The 16,059-nt window shown below is 72.7% G+C and carries 18 protein-coding genes; 10 read left to right on the top strand and 8 right to left on the bottom strand.

What is annotated here, in order from left to right; genetic code table 11:
• The first annotated feature begins 13 nt into the window (after positions 1 to 13).
• The gene (locus tag ACFWUQ_RS12940; RefSeq protein WP_384536873.1) at positions 14 to 688 is read left to right on the top strand and encodes a response regulator; all 675 of its coding nucleotides are present in this window, start codon (positions 14 to 16) and stop codon (positions 686 to 688) included.
• A gap of 32 nt (positions 689 to 720) precedes the next feature.
• Here the strand turns inward: ACFWUQ_RS12940 and ACFWUQ_RS12935 are convergent, their stop codons facing one another.
• A complete protein-coding gene (locus ACFWUQ_RS12935) occupies positions 721 to 2,151 on the bottom strand; it encodes a PH domain-containing protein (protein WP_384536870.1) in 1,431 nt (476 codons plus the stop codon).
• The gene (locus ACFWUQ_RS12930; protein WP_384536868.1) at positions 2,148 to 2,639 is read right to left on the bottom strand and encodes a PH domain-containing protein; all 492 of its coding nucleotides are present in this window, start codon (positions 2,637 to 2,639) and stop codon (positions 2,148 to 2,150) included. The genes ACFWUQ_RS12935 and ACFWUQ_RS12930 overlap by 4 nt, the downstream gene beginning before the upstream one ends.
• A gap of 106 nt (positions 2,640 to 2,745) precedes the next feature.
• Between ACFWUQ_RS12930 and ACFWUQ_RS12925 the strand changes: the two genes are divergently transcribed.
• Both ACFWUQ_RS12925 and ACFWUQ_RS12920 read left to right on the top strand, forming a co-directional pair.
• The gene (locus tag ACFWUQ_RS12925; RefSeq protein ID WP_384536865.1) at positions 2,746 to 3,888 is read left to right on the top strand and encodes an NADH-quinone oxidoreductase subunit D; all 1,143 of its coding nucleotides are present in this window, start codon (positions 2,746 to 2,748) and stop codon (positions 3,886 to 3,888) included.
• A 118-nt stretch (positions 3,889 to 4,006) separates the two neighbouring features.
• The gene (locus ACFWUQ_RS12920) at positions 4,007 to 4,222 is read left to right on the top strand and encodes a hypothetical protein (protein WP_384536862.1); all 216 of its coding nucleotides are present in this window, start codon (positions 4,007 to 4,009) and stop codon (positions 4,220 to 4,222) included.
• A 26-nt stretch (positions 4,223 to 4,248) separates the two neighbouring features.
• Here ACFWUQ_RS12920 and ACFWUQ_RS12915 read toward each other — a convergent pair whose 3' ends face one another.
• The 4 genes from ACFWUQ_RS12915 to ACFWUQ_RS12900 all read right to left on the bottom strand — a co-directional run bounded on the left by ACFWUQ_RS12915 (position 4,249) and on the right by ACFWUQ_RS12900 (position 7,805).
• Positions 4,249 to 5,295 (bottom strand): hypothetical protein, encoded by a 1,047-nt coding sequence (locus ACFWUQ_RS12915; RefSeq protein ID WP_384536859.1) that lies wholly within the window; start codon positions 5,293 to 5,295, stop codon positions 4,249 to 4,251.
• Between the two features lie 97 nt (positions 5,296 to 5,392).
• Positions 5,393 to 6,379: a glycine betaine ABC transporter substrate-binding protein gene (locus ACFWUQ_RS12910; RefSeq protein WP_384536856.1), complete on the bottom strand. Its 987-nt coding sequence runs from the start codon at positions 6,377 to 6,379 to the stop codon at positions 5,393 to 5,395.
• Positions 6,380 to 6,441: 62 nt separating this feature from the next.
• Positions 6,442 to 7,113 (bottom strand): ABC transporter permease, encoded by a 672-nt coding sequence (locus tag ACFWUQ_RS12905; protein WP_384536853.1) that lies wholly within the window; start codon positions 7,111 to 7,113, stop codon positions 6,442 to 6,444.
• A 2-nt stretch (positions 7,114 to 7,115) separates the two neighbouring features.
• Positions 7,116 to 7,805, bottom strand: a complete 690-nt coding sequence (locus ACFWUQ_RS12900; RefSeq protein WP_384536851.1) for an ABC transporter permease — start codon at positions 7,803 to 7,805, stop codon at positions 7,116 to 7,118.
• A gap of 168 nt (positions 7,806 to 7,973) precedes the next feature.
• On the opposite strand from ACFWUQ_RS12900, the gene ACFWUQ_RS12895 reads away from it, so the two are divergent.
• Positions 7,974 to 9,008 (top strand): ABC transporter ATP-binding protein, encoded by a 1,035-nt coding sequence (locus ACFWUQ_RS12895; RefSeq protein WP_384536848.1) that lies wholly within the window; start codon positions 7,974 to 7,976, stop codon positions 9,006 to 9,008.
• Between the two features lie 19 nt (positions 9,009 to 9,027).
• Here ACFWUQ_RS12895 and ACFWUQ_RS12890 read toward each other — a convergent pair whose 3' ends face one another.
• A complete protein-coding gene (locus tag ACFWUQ_RS12890; protein ID WP_384536845.1) occupies positions 9,028 to 10,137 on the bottom strand; it encodes an alpha/beta hydrolase in 1,110 nt (369 codons plus the stop codon).
• Positions 10,138 to 10,289: 152 nt separating this feature from the next.
• Between ACFWUQ_RS12890 and ACFWUQ_RS12885 the strand changes: the two genes are divergently transcribed.
• From ACFWUQ_RS12885 to ACFWUQ_RS12860, 6 genes are all read left to right on the top strand, one after another.
• Positions 10,290 to 12,140: a phosphatidylglycerol lysyltransferase domain-containing protein gene (locus ACFWUQ_RS12885; protein WP_384536842.1), complete on the top strand. Its 1,851-nt coding sequence runs from the start codon at positions 10,290 to 10,292 to the stop codon at positions 12,138 to 12,140.
• A gap of 137 nt (positions 12,141 to 12,277) precedes the next feature.
• Positions 12,278 to 13,150, top strand: coding sequence for a dihydropteroate synthase (gene folP, locus ACFWUQ_RS12880; protein WP_384536840.1), 873 nt, complete (start codon positions 12,278 to 12,280; stop codon positions 13,148 to 13,150).
• 34 nt (positions 13,151 to 13,184) lie between these two features.
• Entirely contained in the window at positions 13,185 to 13,628 is a 444-nt protein-coding gene (locus ACFWUQ_RS12875; RefSeq protein ID WP_384536837.1) for a nuclear transport factor 2 family protein, read from the top strand.
• A gap of 131 nt (positions 13,629 to 13,759) precedes the next feature.
• The gene (gene folB / locus ACFWUQ_RS12870; RefSeq protein WP_030010912.1) at positions 13,760 to 14,119 is read left to right on the top strand and encodes a dihydroneopterin aldolase; all 360 of its coding nucleotides are present in this window, start codon (positions 13,760 to 13,762) and stop codon (positions 14,117 to 14,119) included.
• Positions 14,116 to 14,724, top strand: a complete 609-nt coding sequence (gene folK, locus ACFWUQ_RS12865; protein ID WP_384536834.1) for a 2-amino-4-hydroxy-6-hydroxymethyldihydropteridine diphosphokinase — start codon at positions 14,116 to 14,118, stop codon at positions 14,722 to 14,724. The genes folB and folK overlap by 4 nt, the downstream gene beginning before the upstream one ends.
• A 53-nt stretch (positions 14,725 to 14,777) precedes the next feature.
• Complete coding sequence (locus ACFWUQ_RS12860; RefSeq protein ID WP_384536832.1) at positions 14,778 to 15,266, top strand: DUF3180 domain-containing protein; 489 nt, start codon at positions 14,778 to 14,780, stop codon at positions 15,264 to 15,266.
• An 83-nt stretch (positions 15,267 to 15,349) separates the two neighbouring features.
• On the opposite strand, the gene folE is transcribed toward ACFWUQ_RS12860, so the two are convergent.
• Positions 15,350 to 15,958 carry a GTP cyclohydrolase I FolE gene (folE, locus tag ACFWUQ_RS12855; protein WP_384536829.1) on the bottom strand — a complete coding sequence of 203 codons (609 nt, stop codon included), beginning with the start codon at positions 15,956 to 15,958 and terminating at the stop codon, positions 15,350 to 15,352.
• Between the last annotated feature and the right edge of the window lie 101 nt (positions 15,959 to 16,059).

The raw sequence follows: 16,059 nt of genomic DNA, 5'->3' as shown, positions 1-16,059 counted from the left end.
GACGAGGTAACTGATGTCCATCCGAGTGATGCTGGTCGACGACCAGGTGCTGCTGCGCACCGGCTTCCGGATGGTGCTCGCCGCCCAGCCGGACATGGAGGTCGTCGCCGAGGCCGGCGACGGCCTGGAGGCGCTGGAGGTGCTGCGGGCCACGAAGGTCGACGTGGTGCTGATGGACGTCCGCATGCCCCGGCTCGACGGGGTCGAGGCGACCCGGAGGATCTGCGAGCCGGAGGAGCACCCGAAGGTCATCATCCTGACCACCTTCGACCTGGACGAGTACGCGTTCTCCGGCCTCAAGGCGGGCGCGAGCGGCTTCATGCTGAAGGACGTCCCGCCGGCCGAGCTGCTCGGGGCCATCCGCTCGGTGCACAGCGGCGACGCGGTGGTGGCGCCGTCGACGACGCGGCGGCTGCTGGACCGGTTCGCGCCCATGCTCCCGACGAGCACGCAGGAGCCGCGGAACAAGGAGGTCGAGCGGCTGACGGAGCGCGAGCGCGAGGTCATGCTGCTGGTGGCGCAGGGCCTGTCCAACGGCGAGATCGCCGCCCGGCTGGTGCTCTCGGAGGCGACGGTGAAGACGCACGTGGGCCGCATCCTGACCAAGCTGAACCTGCGCGACCGGGTGCAGGTCGTCGTCCTGGCATACGAAACGGGCCTGGTCCGCGCGGGCGGCGGCCCGTCGTAGCGGAGCGGCCGGGCCCGGCGGGCGGCCCGGCCCTACGGCCGCGTCATCCAGCGGTCCGGGCGGGCCGTGGCGCGGGAGGTGCGGGAGCGGGCCGCCTGGGCGGTCAGCAGCGCGGCGGCCCCGGCCGTCGTGCGCAGCCGGGCCGTGACCGTCCGGTCGGCCCCCGTGTCCACGTGGACGTCGGCCACGCCCCGGGCCCGCTGCCAGGGCCCCTGGGTGAAGCGGATGCTCTGCACCTTCGCGTGCGGAACGATCTCCGTGCGCCGGCACAGCCGCCCGTGCCGGGCCGCGAACACCTCCGGGGAGACCGCGAGGGCGTAGCCCTTCCACCACACCGGCACCACCCACCGGGACCCGGCGCGCGGCGACGGGTCGAAGGCCAGCGCCGCCAGGTCCACCCCCGGCAGCACCCGGGAGATCACGGCGTGGGCGGCCTCCCGCGAGGCCACCGGGACCAGCACGTCGTTCTTGGAGCCCGCGACGGCCAGCTCCACCCGGACCTGGTCGCGCCGCCGCCACAGCAGCGGCTCGACGATGCGTACGGTCTGCACGCGCCCGGGCGGCACCGTCTCGTGGACCCGGTCCAGCAGGCCGTGGTCCAGGCGCAGGCCGTCCGGGGACTCGGCGACCGTCCAGTCGTACTCGGTCAGGAACCGGCCCGCCGTGGCCGTCCAGACCGCGCCGACCACGGGGAGCAGGATGCCGACGGCCACCCACACGTTCTCGCTGAGCCACCACACGAGGACCGGGCCGACGATCCCGCCGGCCGCGGCCGCCCACACGCCGAGGCTCAGCAGCAGCGACACGGCGAGGTCGCGCGGGCGGACCCGGAGCAGCTCCCGTTCCGGCGCCTCGCCGAGCCGTACCGCCTCCTCGGGGGCGAAGCCGGCAGCCCGCGCGAGGAGTTCGGCGCGCAGGGCGACGGCGTCCGCCTCGCCGAGGAAGGCCAGCCGGTCCTTCTCCTCGGTGCCGATGACGTCGAGCCGCAGGCTGGCCACCCCGGTCAGGCGGGCCAGCAGCGGCCGGGTGACGTCCACGGCCTGGAGCCGGTCCAGGCGGATGTGCGCGGTACGGCGGAAGAACAGCCCGCTGCGGATGCGCAGCTCGGTGTCGGTCACGGCGTAGTGCGTGAACCACCAGCTCAGGAAGCCGTACAGGCCGAAGACCAGGACCAGGGCCGCGAGCCCCGTCAGACGCAGCAGGGTGGACAGGTCACCGACCCACTCCCGCGCCTGACCGCCCTGCTGGGCCGCCACACCCACGGTCGCGGCGATCGGTACCCAGGCGCGCCGCAGCGGGGTGAAGGGGTGCAGCCGGCGCCCGCCGGTGCCCGCCGGGCCGCCGGCCGCGGCCGCCGGCCGCGCCGACTCTCCGGGGCCGCCCGGGACGGTGCCGGCCGGCTCAAGCCCGCCCGGGACGGTGCCGGCCGCCGGTTCGGTGCCCGCCGCCGGTTCGGTGTTCACAGGCCCGCCGACCTTGCCTCGCCCAGCGCGGTGAGCCGGTCGCGCAGCCGCTCCGCCTCGGCCGGCACCAGCCCCGGGATCCTGGCGTCCGTCGCGGCGGCCGCCGTGTGCAGCTGTACCGAGGCCAGGCCGAAGCGGCGCTCCAGCGGCCCCGAGGTCACCTCCACGAGCTGCATGCGCCCGTACGGGACCACCGTCTGCTCCCGCCACAGCACACCGCGGCTGATCAGCAGGTCGTCCGCGCGCTCGGCGTACCGCCAGGACCGCCAGTTCCGGCCCAGCAGCACCCAGCCCCAGGCCAGCACGCCCAGCCAGAACGCGCCGAGGGCCGCCCAGGCCGTCCCCGCGAGCATGCCCGCGGCCACGGCGGTCGCCGCCGTCAGCGAGAGGGTCCACCCCACCAGCAGCAGCCGCCTCATGCTGAGCAGCCCTCCCGGCAGCCCCACCCACTCGGGCGTGTCCGCCTGATCAGCCGTCCCGGTTCCCATGGCTCCACCCTAGGGGGCGGCGGCCCCGCCCGGCCGGGCCCGCACGGCCTTTCCGCGGATCCGGCCTGGTCGCCACGCGGCCCCCCGCGGCTGAGACAATGCCCGCATGACGGAGACGACGGTCGGCATCGGCGGAGCGGCGGAGAGCACCGACATGGTGCTCAACATCGGCCCCCAGCACCCCTCCACGCACGGCGTGCTGCGCCTGCGCCTCGTCCTGGACGGCGAGCGGATCGTCAGCGCGGAGCCGGTGGTCGGCTACATGCACCGGGGCGCCGAGAAGCTCTTCGAGGCGCGCGACTACCGCCAGATCGTGATGCTCGCGAACCGCCACGACTGGCTGTCCGCGTTCTCCAACGAGCTGGGCGTGGTCATGGCCGTCGAGCGGATGCTCGGCATGGAGGTCCCCGAGCGCGCCGTGTGGATGCGGACGCTGCTCGCCGAGCTGAACCGGGTGCTGAACCACCTGATGTTCCTCGGCTCGTACCCGCTGGAACTGGGCGGGATCACCCCGATCTTCCACGCGTTCCGCGAGCGCGAGGAGCTCCAGGCGGTCATGGAGGAGATCTCCGGCGGCCGCATGCACTACATGTTCAACCGTGTCGGCGGCCTCAAGGAGGACCTGCCGGCCGGCTGGCTCGGCCGGGCCCGCGCCGCCGTCGCGGACGTCCGGACCCGGATGGACGTCTACGACAAGCTGGTCCGCGGGAACGAGATCTTCCGCGGCCGCACCCGGGGCGTCGGCGTACTGTCCGCCGAGGCCGTGCACGCGTACGGGGTCTCCGGCCCGATCGCCCGCGCGTCGGGCGTCGACTTCGACCTGCGGCGCGACGAGCCGTACCTGGCCTACGGCGAGCTCCAGGACGTCCTGAGGGTGGTCACCCGCACCGAGGGCGACTGCCTGGCCCGCTTCGAGGTGCTCCTCGAACAGACCCACAACGCCCTCGACCTCGCCGTGGCCTGCCTGGACCGGATGGCGGAGCTCCCGCCGGGGCCGGTCAACCAGCGCCTGCCCAAGGTGTTGAAGGCGCCCGAGGGCCACACGTACGCGTGGACCGAGAACCCGCTGGGCATCAACGGCTACTACCTCGTCTCCAAGGGCGAGAAGACCCCGTACCGGCTCAAGCTGCGCAGCGCCTCGTACAACAACATCCAGGCCCTCGCCGTCCTCCTGCCCGGGCAGCTGGTCGCGGACATGGTGTCGATCCTGGGCTCGCTGTTCTTCGTGGTCGGCGACATCGACAAGTAGGGGTCGGCACCGGCCAGGAGGGGCGGCACCGGCGAGAAGGCCGTCACGAGCGCTCCGCGCGCCGTCCGTGCCGCCGCGGGCGGGCCCGATGTCGTTGCCGCAGGGCAGACTTGGGGCCATGTCCCTCTCCCCCCGCCGCGCCTGCCCCGCCTGCGGCCGCGACTGCGCCGTCACCGCCGGCCGGATCGCCCGCCACGACCCTCCCGCCGGGCGCGGCCGGGGCGATCTGGTCTCCTGCCCCGGCTCGCGCGCCCGCGTGGTGCTGGGTGCCTCGGCGCCGACGCTGGACGGCTTCGTACTGCCCCGGCACCCGGGACAGCTCCCGCTGTTCTGACGCCGCTCCGCGGGAGGGCGCGGCGCCTACGAGATCGCGGTGCGCAGGGGGGCCACGTCGATCGGCGCGGTCTCGTCGTGTGCGGTCAGGTCGATGACCTGGCCCGCGGCGCGGGTCTCGGGGGTGGCCGGCTTGTACTCGGGCCCGGCGGGCCCGAGCGCGGACTCCGCCTTGTGGACGGCGAGGGCCTCGGCGCCGACCACATCGGCCAGGTCCTCGTTCTGGACCGACTCGATCACGGCACGGGCCTGCGCCGCGTTCTTGGTACCGAAGAAGTCGAAGCCGCCCTCGACCCGGGAGGCGGGGCGGCGCCGGGACGCGTACGGGGCCACGGCGGTCACCTGCCGGCGCGCGGGCACCGCCGCGGCCGGGCCGGTCACGGCCGGTCGGTCGTGACCGCCTTTGGCGACGGGCGTGCCGGCCGGGGTGGAAGCCGCGGGGGCGGGACCCAGGGCCGGGGCGGCGGCCGGGGCGGGCAGCGCCCGCGTCCGCTCCCCCGCCGAGCGGGCCAGCGCGGAGAGCGCCGCATGGGCCCGGGCGTAGCCGACCGGGGTCGGCGCGCCGGCGGCCGTGCGCTCCTGCGAGACCGCGGGGAGTTCCTTGGGCGCCGGGGCCGAGGAGGCCTCGATGGCGAGCAGTCGGCGGCCCTCCAGCGCGCTGGCCCGCTCGGTCTCGGCCGTCGCGTACCGGCGCAGCAGGGCGGCGTGCTCGCCGCGCAGGCCCGCGAGTTCGACCCGCTTGGCGCGCAGTTTGGCGTCGAGCCGCGCGCGCAGCACGCGGGCCTCTTCCAGATCGGATTCGAGCTCGGCTATCCGCTCGTCCGTCTTCCACTCGTCCTTGACCCGCTCGCGCGCGAGTTCCGCGACGCGGCGGCCCGCGGAGCGGTCCCAGGCGCGCATCACGACGGCGCCGGCGACGCCGGCGGCGGCCGTGAGCGCCACGAGCAGGCGCAGCGTCACGGGCTCCGCGAGCAGCCACGACGCGCCGGCGCCGGCGACGGACACGGCGCCGACGGTCGTCGGCGTGAGCAGCCGGTGCAGGGGTTCGGGATTGCGGTGGCGTCCACGGGGCATGGCCTGAAATTTACAGGGCGTGGACGGGCCTTGGGGAACCCCCTCGGCAATCTGTTCCCGAGCAGTTACCCCGCATTTCCCGACAACCCGGCACCCGTTACTTCTTCAACAGGCCCTTGGACTCCAGATAGGCCTTCGCGACGTCCGCCGGCTTGGCCCGCTCGGTGTCCACCTTGCGGTTCAGCTCGACCAGGTCGGCCGTCGTCAGCACCTTGGTCAGCTTGTCGAGCGCGGCCGCGACCTCGGGTGCGCCCGCGTCCTTGGCATTGACCACGGGCAGCACGTTGTCGGCGTTCTGGAGCTTCTTGTCGTCCTCCAGCAGGACCAGTCCGTAGCTGTCGAGGGTGGCGTCCGTGGTCGTGGTCAGGACGACCTGGTCCGTGCCGTCCTTGACCGCCTGCTTGGCCTGCGGGGTGCCCACGCCCTTCGGGTCGATACCGGAGACCTGGATTCCGTACGTCTTGGTCAGACCCGGTGCGCAGAAGGGCCGTACGGCGCATTCGTCGCCCGCCGCGATCTTCACCTTGAGGCCCGAGGCGCCGAGGTCGGAAAGCGTCCTCAGATTGTTCTTGCGGGCGAATTCCCCGCTCACGGCGAAGGCGTTCTGGTCGACCGCGGAACCGGCCGGCAGCGCCTTCAGGCCGAGCGGGGCGGCGAGCTTCTCCAGGGCCGCCACGGTCGCCGCGGCGTCGCTGGAGGCGACCGGCTTCTCCTCCGCCGCCTTGGGGCCGTTCACCTTGGCGTTGAGGAACTCGGCGAGCGTGGCCGCGTACTCGGGGACGACGTCGATCTCGCCCTTCTCCAGCGACGGCTCGTACAGCTCGCGGTTGTTGACCGTCTTGACGGACGTGCTGTAGCCGGCGTCTCCCAGCACCTGCGCGTACAGCTCCGCGAGCACGTTGGACTCGGTGAAGCCGGCCGCACCGATCACCAGGCTCCCCTTGCCGCCCTGCGACGCGGAGGTGTCGGAGGGGGCGCCCGCGTCCTTGCTCTTCTCCAGGCTGTCGCCGCCGCACGCGGCCAGGGACACCGTCAGCGCGAGGGCGCCCAGGGACGCGCCGAGGACGCGCTTGCTCTTGCTCATGGGGGTACTCCGTTCGAGGCGATGGACAGGAGGTCGGGGGACGGGACGTCGGGGGACGGGGGTCAGCGGGACGCCGCCGGCCGCGGCAGCAGCAGCCGGTCGGCCGCCACCAGCGCGCCCTCCACCAGCAGGGCCAGCGCGGCCACCAGCAGGGCGCCCGCGACGACCTGCGCGGTGTTGTACGTGTTGAAGCCCGCGGTGATGATCCGGCCGAGACCGCCCTGGCCCACCATGGCCGCGATCGTGGCCGTGGCGATGACCTGCACGGCTCCCGAGCGCAGGCCGGTCATCACCAGGCCGCGCGCGAGCGGCAGTTCGACCCGGAAGAACAGCTGCGTCCCGGACATGCCCATGCCCCGGGCCGCCTCCACCACCGCGCGGTCCACCTCCCGCATACCCACGTACGCGTTCGTCAACAGCGGGGGGATGGCGAACAGTACGAGCGCGGCGACGGTCGGCAGGTAGCCGGTGTTGCGCAGCGGGGAGACCATGAACAGTGCCAGCACCGCGAAGACGGGCACGGCGCGGCCGATGTTGGACACGTTCACCGCGAGGGTGCCGCCCCTGCCCAGGTGGCCGAGGTACAGCCCGAGGGGGAGCGCCAGCGCGCAGGCGAGGGCGAGGGCGATCCCGCTGACGTAGACGTGCTCGCCGAGCCGGTGCCAGACCCCGCTCTCACCGGCCCAGTTGGCACCGTCGGCCAGCCAGTTCCAGGCCTCTCCCAGGACGCCCACGGTCACCTCCCCTTCGCGGGGCGGTTCGCCGCCCGGGTCCACGGCGTGCACAGCCGCTGCACGCCGAGCAGCAGCAGGTCCGCCGCCAGCGCGAGCAGCACGCACAGCACGGAGGCGGTGAGCACCTGCGCCTTGAAGGAGCTGGTCACGGCGGGGGCGATGAGGTTTCCGAGGCCGCCCTTGCCCACGATGGAGCCGACGGTGGTCAGCGCGACCGTGGAGACGGTCGCGATCCGCACGCCCGCCAGCAGCGCGGGCAGCGCCAGGGGCAGTTCCACCTGCCACAGCAGCCGGCCCGGCCCGTACCCCATGCCGCGGGCGGCTTCCCGCACCTCCTCGGGGACGGCTTCCAGCCCGGCCATCGCGTTGCGGACCAGGATGGTCAGCGAGTACAGCACCAGGCCGGTCACCACCAGGGACGCCGAGAGCCCGAAGACCGGCAGCAGCAGGGAGAACATGGCGAGCGAGGGGACCGTGTAGAGCAGGGTGGTGAGGCCGAGCACGGGCGCCGCCCAGCGCCGGCCGCGGCGGGCCAACAGGGCGAGCGGCAGGGACACGAGGACCCCGATCAGGACGGACACGGCGGTGATCCAGAGGTGTTCGACGGTGGCGTCGGTGAGCTCCTGGGAGCGGGAGGTGACGTACTCCCAGCAGATCCAGTCGTTCGCCACCAGGCAGTTCCGCCCGGCCATACCGCTCACCCCCGTCCCGAACACGCGTCCTTGTGCGGCCGCGGCCACAAGCGACCCTAACCCCCGACCGGCCGCGCGCCGTCAATGGCCGAAACCGTTCGCACGCACGCAACACTCCCCTCACAAACCCGTCGCCCGCGGCGGCGGCCGGTAGGCGAGGATGGTGGCGTGATCCGATTCGAGCACGTGACCAAGCGGTACCCCGACGGGACGACAGCCGTCGAGGACCTGTCCTTCGAGGTGGCGGAGGGCGAGCTGGTCACGCTCGTGGGTCCGTCGGGCTGCGGCAAGACGACCACGATGAAGATGGTCAACCGGCTGATCGAGCCCACCTCCGGCCGGATCCTGCTGGGCGGCGAGGACATCGCCGGCGCCGACCCGGTCGAGCTGCGCCGCCGTATCGGGTACGTCATCCAGCAGGTCGGCCTGTTCCCGCACAAGACGGTGCTGGAGAACACGGCGACCGTGCCCCAGCTGATCGGCACTCCCCGGGCCAGGGCCCGCGCGCGGGCCGCCGAACTGCTCGAACTGGTCGGCCTGGACCCGGCCGTGTACGGGGGCAGGTACCCGCAGCAGCTGTCGGGCGGGCAGCGCCAGCGCGTCGGGGTGGCCCGCGCGCTCGCCGCCGATCCGCCGGTGCTGCTGATGGACGAGCCGTTCGGGGCGGTGGACCCGGTGGTGCGCGAGCGGCTCCAGAACGAGTTCCTGACGCTGCAGAAGACCGTGCGCAAAACGATCCTGCTGGTCACCCACGACCTGGAGGAGGCCATCCGCCTCGGCGACCGGATGGCGGTCTACGGAAGCGGCACCATCGAGCAGTTCGCCCGTCCGGCGGCGGTGCTCGGCTCGCCGGCCACGGACTACGTGGCCTCCTTCGTCGGCGCCGACCGGGGGCTCAAGCGGCTCGCGGTCACCCCGGTGGGAACGGCGGACCTGGAGGCCGTCACCGGCCCCGCCGGGTCGGCGGCGGAGCCCGCGGAGCACGCGGCCGCCTCCGCCCCGGCACCCGGCGGCCACCCCCCGGCCGGGGCCGAGCCCACGGTGGCGCTGGGCGCGTCGCTGCGGGAGGCCCTGGCGGCGCTGCTCCAGGGGGACTCGGGGCGGATCGGGGTCACCGATCCGGACTCCGGCGCGCTGGTCGGCGTACTCACTCCGCAGGGCGTGCACCGGGCACTGCGCCGGGCCCAGCTCCAGGAGGCCTGACGCACAGGGCCGCCCGGCGTCAGGCCTGGATGCGGCCGCTCATCCACGTCAGCATCGGCGGGATCTCGCGCCGCCACGTGTTGAAGTTGTGGCCGCCGCTGTCGAGGATGATCGACGACACCCGGTCGGGGCTCTTCACCAGCTTGACGAACTTCTTGGTGCCGTCGAGGTTCGGCTCGCCGACCTCGCTGCTGGTGACGAGGAAGGACGTACCCGTCGGCTTCTTGTTGCCGATGCTGTGCAGCACGTCGGCCCGCTGCCGCAGCTTCTCGTCACCGTGGAACAGGTCGCCGGTCGTCGGGTCGTCCGGGGCCTCGTAGTACGCGGACAGGCCCGCGGCGGCGCCGAAGGTCTGCGGGTAGTGCGCGGCGATCTTCAACGCGCAGTACCCGCCCGTGGAGTTGCCGATGAACCCCATGTTCTCCGCCTTCTTGCCGACCCGGAAGGTGTCGGTGACGGCCTGCGGGAGGTCCACGGCGAAGAAGGTCTCGGTCTGCGGTCCACCCGGTACGTCGACGCACTCGGTGTCCCGCGGCGGCGCGACGGTCGGGCGCAGCATGACCAGGATCATGGGCTTCATCTTGCCGGCCTTGGACATGCTGAAGGCCTTCATCGGGTAGTCGAGCCCTTTGATCAGGTTCTCGGCGGTACCCGGGTAACCCGTAAGGACGATGGACGCGGGGAAGTTCTCGTCCTTGTGCTGCGGCTGGAAGTACTCCGGCGGGAGCCACACGTAGCCGGGCGTGGTTATCTTCGACTTCTGCCCGGTGATCGCGACCTTCAGGATCTGACCGCCGACCTGCGGCTTGCCGCCGCCGGGCACGTCCAGCTCCTGCTTGTCGACGACTTTGATGTCCTTGCTGCTCATCGAGTGGTCGACGACCTTGCCGATGGACGTCTCCCGGCCCAGCAGGTCGGCCCAGGAACCGTAGAACAGGAAGGACTTGTTGGCCGCGAGCCCCACAGCCGAGAACAGCGCCAACTGCGTCGCCAGCAGCAGGCCGATCCGGCCGAGGACGGCACGCCCGGTGCGGCCCGAGAGCTTCGGCCAGAACCAGATGGTGGCGGCGAACAGCAGCACACCGGCGATGATGGCCAGCGCCAGAACCGTATTACTGGTGAGACCCATGAGCAGTCAGTCGACTTTCTGATGGCAGGACTAGTTTTTTCCGACGGAAGAGTGAACCCGCTCCTCCTCGCTGTCGTCCTAATGGACGCACCACACACCGGAGGCTGTCGCGGTCTTCGGCCACATGATCTCTCGCGGAGCAACGGGAAGCGATGTCTAGCAGGATAGATGGCGATAAGTCGGGACAGGTTCCGAGCGGGGTCCGCCGAATCCTCAGCGGCCCACGGCCGGAGTCGGTGCCCGGCCTGGTAGGTACGGCCGTCATGATCGTCGGCCTTCTGGACATCGCGGCCGGGGTGTTCCCGCGGTTCCGCCACAGCCGGATCCACGCGGTCACCGAGGTGCTGCCCGGCTCCCTGGGCCCCTTCGCGGCGGCCCTGTCCATCAGCGCGGGCGTCCTGCTGCTGCTGCTCGCCCACGGGCTCAAGCGGCACAAGCGGCGAGCCTGGCGGGCCGCCGTGGTGCTGCTGCCCGCGGGCGCCGCGGCGCAGTTCACGTACCGGCACTCGGTCATCGGTGTGATCATCGCCGCGGTCCTGCTGGCGCTGCTGCTGCGCCATCAGAGTGAATTCAAGGCGCTGCCCGATCCGCGCAGCCGCTGGAAGGCGGCCGCGAACTTCTTCCTGATGAGCGCCGGTTCCATCGGGCTCGGCCTGGTCATCGTCAACGTCCATCCGGGCAAGGTCGTCGGCAACCCGAGCCTGTACGAGCAGGTCACGCACGTGGTCTACGGCCTCTTCGGCTTCGAGGGCCCCGTCGACTACGCCGGCCGGGTGTCCTGGACCGTGGGCTACTCGCTCGGCGCCCTCGGCATGCTGACCGCCCTCACCACCATCTACCTGGCCTTCCGCCCCGAGCACCCGGCCGCCCGGCTCACCACGGACGACGAGTCCAAGCTGCGCGAGCTGCTCGCCCGGCACGGCGGCCGCGACTCGCTCGGCCACTTCGCGCTCCGCCGCGACAAGGCCGTCGTCTTCTCCCCCAGCGGCAAGGCCGCCGTCACCTACCGCGTGGTCTCCGGCGTGATGCTGGCCTCCGGCGACCCCATCGGCGACGTCGAGGCCTGGCCCGGCGCCATCGAGCGCTTCATGGAGGAGGCCAAGGCCCACTCCTGGACCCCCGCCGTCATGGGGTGCAGCGAGACCGGCGGCGAGGTCTGGACCCGCGAGACCGGCCTCGACGCCCTCGAACTCGGTGACGAGGCGATCGTCGACGTCAAAGACTTCTCCCTCTCCGGCCGCGCCATGCGCAACGTCCGCCAGATGGTGAAGCGCATCGAGCGCAACGGCTACACCACCAAGGTCCGCCGCGTCAGCGAGCTCACCGAGGCCGAGCTGGAGCAGGTCCGCGGCGCCGCGGAGGCCTGGCGCGGCACCGACACCGAGCGCGGCTTCTCCATGGCGCTGGGCCGGGTCGGCGACCCGGGCGACGGCGACTGCTTCATCGCCACCGCCCACCGCGTCGAGGAGGGCGACACCAGCCCCTTCGGCGACCTCAAGGCCGTCCTGCACTTCGTCCCCTGGGGCGCCGACGGCATGTCGCTGGAGCTGATGCGCCGCGACCGCGCCGCCGACCCCGGCATGAACGAACTGCTGATCGTGGCCTCCCTGGAGGCCGCCCCCGGGCTGAAGATCGAGAAGGTCTCCCTCAACTTCGCGATGTTCCGCTCCGCCCTCGCCCGCGGCGAGAAGATCGGGGCCGGGCCGGTCCTGCGGATGTGGCGGGGCCTGCTCGTCTTCCTGTCCCGCTGGTTCCAGATCGAGTCGCTGTACAAGTTCAACGCGAAGTTCCGGCCCCGCTGGGAGCCCCGCTTCGTCGTCTTCCGCACCACCCGCGACCTGCCCCGCATCGGCTTCGCCGCGATGCAGGCGGAGGGCTTCGTCACGCTGGCCCTGCCCCGGCTGTTCGCCGGCCGCCGCCGTCCCAAGCCGGTCCGCACCTGCGCCCACCACCAGGTGAGCGCCGTCCCCCAGCAGACCGAGCGCGAGGTCCGGGCCGCGTAGGGCGTCTCTTGCGGATCTTGCCGGGCTCGCGACGCCCGGAACGCACACCACCGCCGCGGCTGCGTGCGCGGCCCGGGCCCCGGCCGCCGGAAGGCGCCGGGGCCCTGCCGTATCCAGGTCAGCCCTACCCTGGACCCATGAACACGAAGCGCGGAGCCGCCGGCAGGGGCCGGGTCGCAGGTCTGCCGGACTGGGACCGCTGCGGAGTCATGGGCGTCGTCAACGTCACCCCGGACTCGTTCTCCGACGGGGGACGCTTTTTCGACACCACGGCGGCCGTCAAGCGCGGCCTCGACCTCGCGGCCCAGGGCGCCGACCTCGTCGACGTCGGCGGCGAGTCCACCCGGCCCGGCGCCTCCCGCGTCGATGAGGAGGAGGAGCTGCGCCGGGTCGTGCCCGTGGTGCGCGGACTGGCCTCCGAGGGTGTCGTCGTCTCCGTGGACACCATGCGCGCGAAGGTCGCCGCCCGGGCCGTCGCCGCCGGCGCGGCCCTGGTCAACGACGTCAGCGGCGGGCTCGCCGACCCCGGGATGATCCCCGCCGTCGCCGCCGCCGAGGTGCCCTTCGTGGTCATGCACTGGCGCGGTTTCAGCGCCGGCATGAACGCCCTCGCCGTCTACGAGGACGTCCTCGCCGAGGTCACCGCCGAGCTCCGGGCGCGCGTCGAGGCGGTCGTGGCCGGCGGGATCGCACCCGAACGGCTCGTCGTCGACCCGGGCCTGGGCTTCGCGAAGAACGCCGAGCACGACCTGGCGCTGGTGGCCCATCTGGCGGAGCTGCGCGCCCTCGGCTTCCCCCTGCTCGTCGCCGCGTCCCGCAAGCGCTTCCTCGGCCGGGTACTGGCCGGCGGGGACGGCGGCGCCCCGCCGCCCGCCCGCGAACGGGACGCCGCGACCGCCGCCGTCTCCGCCATCGCGGCCCACCAGGGCGCCTGGGCCGTACGGGTCCACGAGGTCCGCGCGACCGCCGACGCGGTTCGGGTGGCCCGCGCCGTGGAAGGAGCGCTGTGACCCGCGCGACGGCCACGCCCCGAGAAGGAGCCCTGTGAGCAGAACCGACATCGAGGCCGTCGAAGAGGTCAACACGGCCTTCTACGAGGCCATGGAGCGGGGGGACTTCGACGCGCTGTCGGCACTGTGGCTGGAGGACGAGATCTCCTGCGTCCACCCCGGCTGGCCGGTGCTCTCCGGCCGCGGCGAGGTCCTGCGCTCGTACGCGCTGATCATGTCCCACACCGAGTACATCCAGTTCTTCCTCACCGACACCAAGGTGGCCGTCATAGCCGACACCGCCCTGGTGACCTGTACGGAGAACATCCTCAGCGGCGGGCCCGCGGAGGACGGCGGAGAACTCGGCCCGCTCGTCGGCCAGCTGGTCGTCGCCACGAATGTGTTCCGACGCACATCCGAGGGCTGGCGGCTCTGGTCCCACCACGGTTCTCCCGTCCTCACGGACTCCGACGAGGACGACGAGGACGATCCCTCCTGACCCCTCCGGCGGGAGCGGGAGTATTTCGCGGGTAAATTCGAAGCCGGACGACGCCGACCGCACTCGGCGTAGGGCCATGGCCCCGGGGAGTCCCCGGGACCGGAAGACTTACGGAAGCAGGAGTGATTCGCGTGGATCGTGTCGCGCTGCGCGGCCTCAAGGCTCGCGGGCACCACGGCGTCTTCCCCCGGGAGCGCGAGGAGGGGCAGACCTTCATCGTCGACCTGGTGCTGCACCTCGACACCCGCCCCGCGGCGGCCGGAGACGACCTGGCGAAGACCGTGCACTACGGGGTCGTCGCCGAGGAGGTCGTCGACGTGGTCCAGGGAGAGCCCGTCGACCTGATCGAGACCCTCGCCGAGCGGATCGCCCAGCAGTGCCTCAAGCACGAAGCGGTGGCACAGGTGGAGGTCGTCGTGCACAAGCCGGACGCACCCATCACCGTCCCCTTCGACGACGTGACCATCACGATCACCCGGAGCCGCGCATGAACAACGGACTGAACGCACAGAGCGACCCCACCGTCCAGCCGGTACCCGCCTCCGTCGTCGAGACGGTCGACGCGGCGGACGTCACCCTGTCGAACCCCAAGTGGGCCGTCATCGCGCTCGGCGCGAACCTCGGCAACCGGCTGGAGACCCTCCAGGGCGCCATCGACGCCCTCGGCGACACCCCGGGCCTGCGGGTCAAGGCCGTGTCCGCCGTCTACGAGACCGAGCCGTGGGGCGTGGACCCCGGCTCGCAGCCCGCGTACTTCAACGCGGTCGTCTCCGTGAAGACCACCCTGCCCCCGTCCTCCCTCCTGGAGCGCGGCCAGGCCATCGAGGAGGCCTTCGACCGCGTCCGCGAGGAGCGCTGGGGCCCGCGCACGATCGACGTCGACATCGTCGCGTACGCCGACGTGGTCTCCGACGACCCCGTCCTCACCCTCCCGCACCCGCGCGCCCACCAGCGCGCCTTCGTCCTGGCCCCGTGGCACGACGTCGACCCCCAGGCCCAGCTCCCGGGGCACGGCCCGGTCACCACCCTCCTGACCGCCCTCGGCACCACGGGCGTCACGCCGCGCCCGGACCTGGAACTCCGCCTCCCCGAGTAGTCGTTAGCCTGTGGACTGCTGACGGATCGGCGCAGAGAGCGGGGAACGGGCAAGTGAAGCAACTGAGGCCGGCGGTCCTGGTGGGGATCTTCGTCGTCGCCGGGGTCCTGTCCTGGGCGGGCGCCCGGCTGTGGGACGCGTACGGCATCCTGCCGGGGGTCCCGCTGGCCGCGCCCGTGGTTCTCGCCGTGATCGCCGCGGTGCTGCTCGCGACGGCCCTGTCCCTGCGGTCGCGCCTGAGGGCCCAGCGCGAGCGGCGGCCCGGCGCCAAGGGCGTGGAGCCGCTGATGGCCGCCCGCGCGGCGGTCTTCGCGCAGGCCAGCGCCCTGGTGGCGGCGCTCGTCGCGGGGATGTACGGCGGCACCGGCGTCTTCCTGCTGACCGAGTACCTCGACGTCCCGGCCCGCCGCGACCAGGCCTGGTACGCCGGTTTCTCGGTCCTGGCGGGCGCGGCGGTCGTCGCCGCCGCTCTCTTCCTGGAGCATGTGCTCAAGCTCCCGGAGGACGACGAGGACTCCCCCGAGGCCACGGCCCGCGCCTGACCGGGAGCGCCCCCGGACGCGCGGACGGCCGCCACCGAGGTGACGGCCGTCCGGGCGCGGGGGGACGCGCGGCGTCCGAGGTGCTAGCGGGCCATGATGAGGCTCATCGCCTCGTTGCGCGTGGCGGGGTCGCGGAGCTGGCCGCGTACCGCCGAGGTGATGGTCTTCGCGCCGGGCTTGCGGACCCCGCGCATCGTCATGCACATGTGCTCGCACTCGATGACCACGATGACCCCGCGCGGGTCCAGGATCTCCATCAGGGAGTCCGCGACCTGCGTGGTCAGGCGCTCCTGCACCTGGGGGCGGCGCGCGAACACGTCCACCAGCCGGGCCAGCTTGGACAGGCCGGTGATCTTGCCGTCCGTGGACGGGATGTAGCCCACGTGGGCCACTCCGTGGAAGGGCACCAGGTGGTGCTCGCAGCTGCTCATGACCTCGATGTCCTTGACCAGGACCATCTCGTCGTGGCCGATGTCGAAGGTCGTGGTCAGCACTTCCTCGGGCTTCTGCCACAGGCCCGCGAACACCTCCCGGTACGCCCGCGCCACCCGCGCCGGGGTCTGCAGGAGGCCTTCACGGTCCGGGTCCTCGCCGACCGCGATCAGGAGTTCGCGGACGGCCGCCTCGGCGCGCTTCTCGTCGAACTCGCGGATCGTGCCCTCGTCACCGCTCAAGGTCACCGGGTCGGTCATCTCATCCTCGTTCCTGTCCGCGCAAGCGGTCGTACACATGTGCCGCGCCCCCCAGGCTAGAACCTGGGGGGCGCGGCTTCCATTCCGGGTGGGTCGAGGGT

Origin of the sequence: Streptomyces sp. NPDC058662, assembly GCF_042716255.1 — a bacterium.
GTDB lineage: Bacteria > Actinomycetota > Actinomycetes > Streptomycetales > Streptomycetaceae > Streptomyces.
This window is presented reverse-complemented; position numbering and strand designations above follow the sequence as displayed.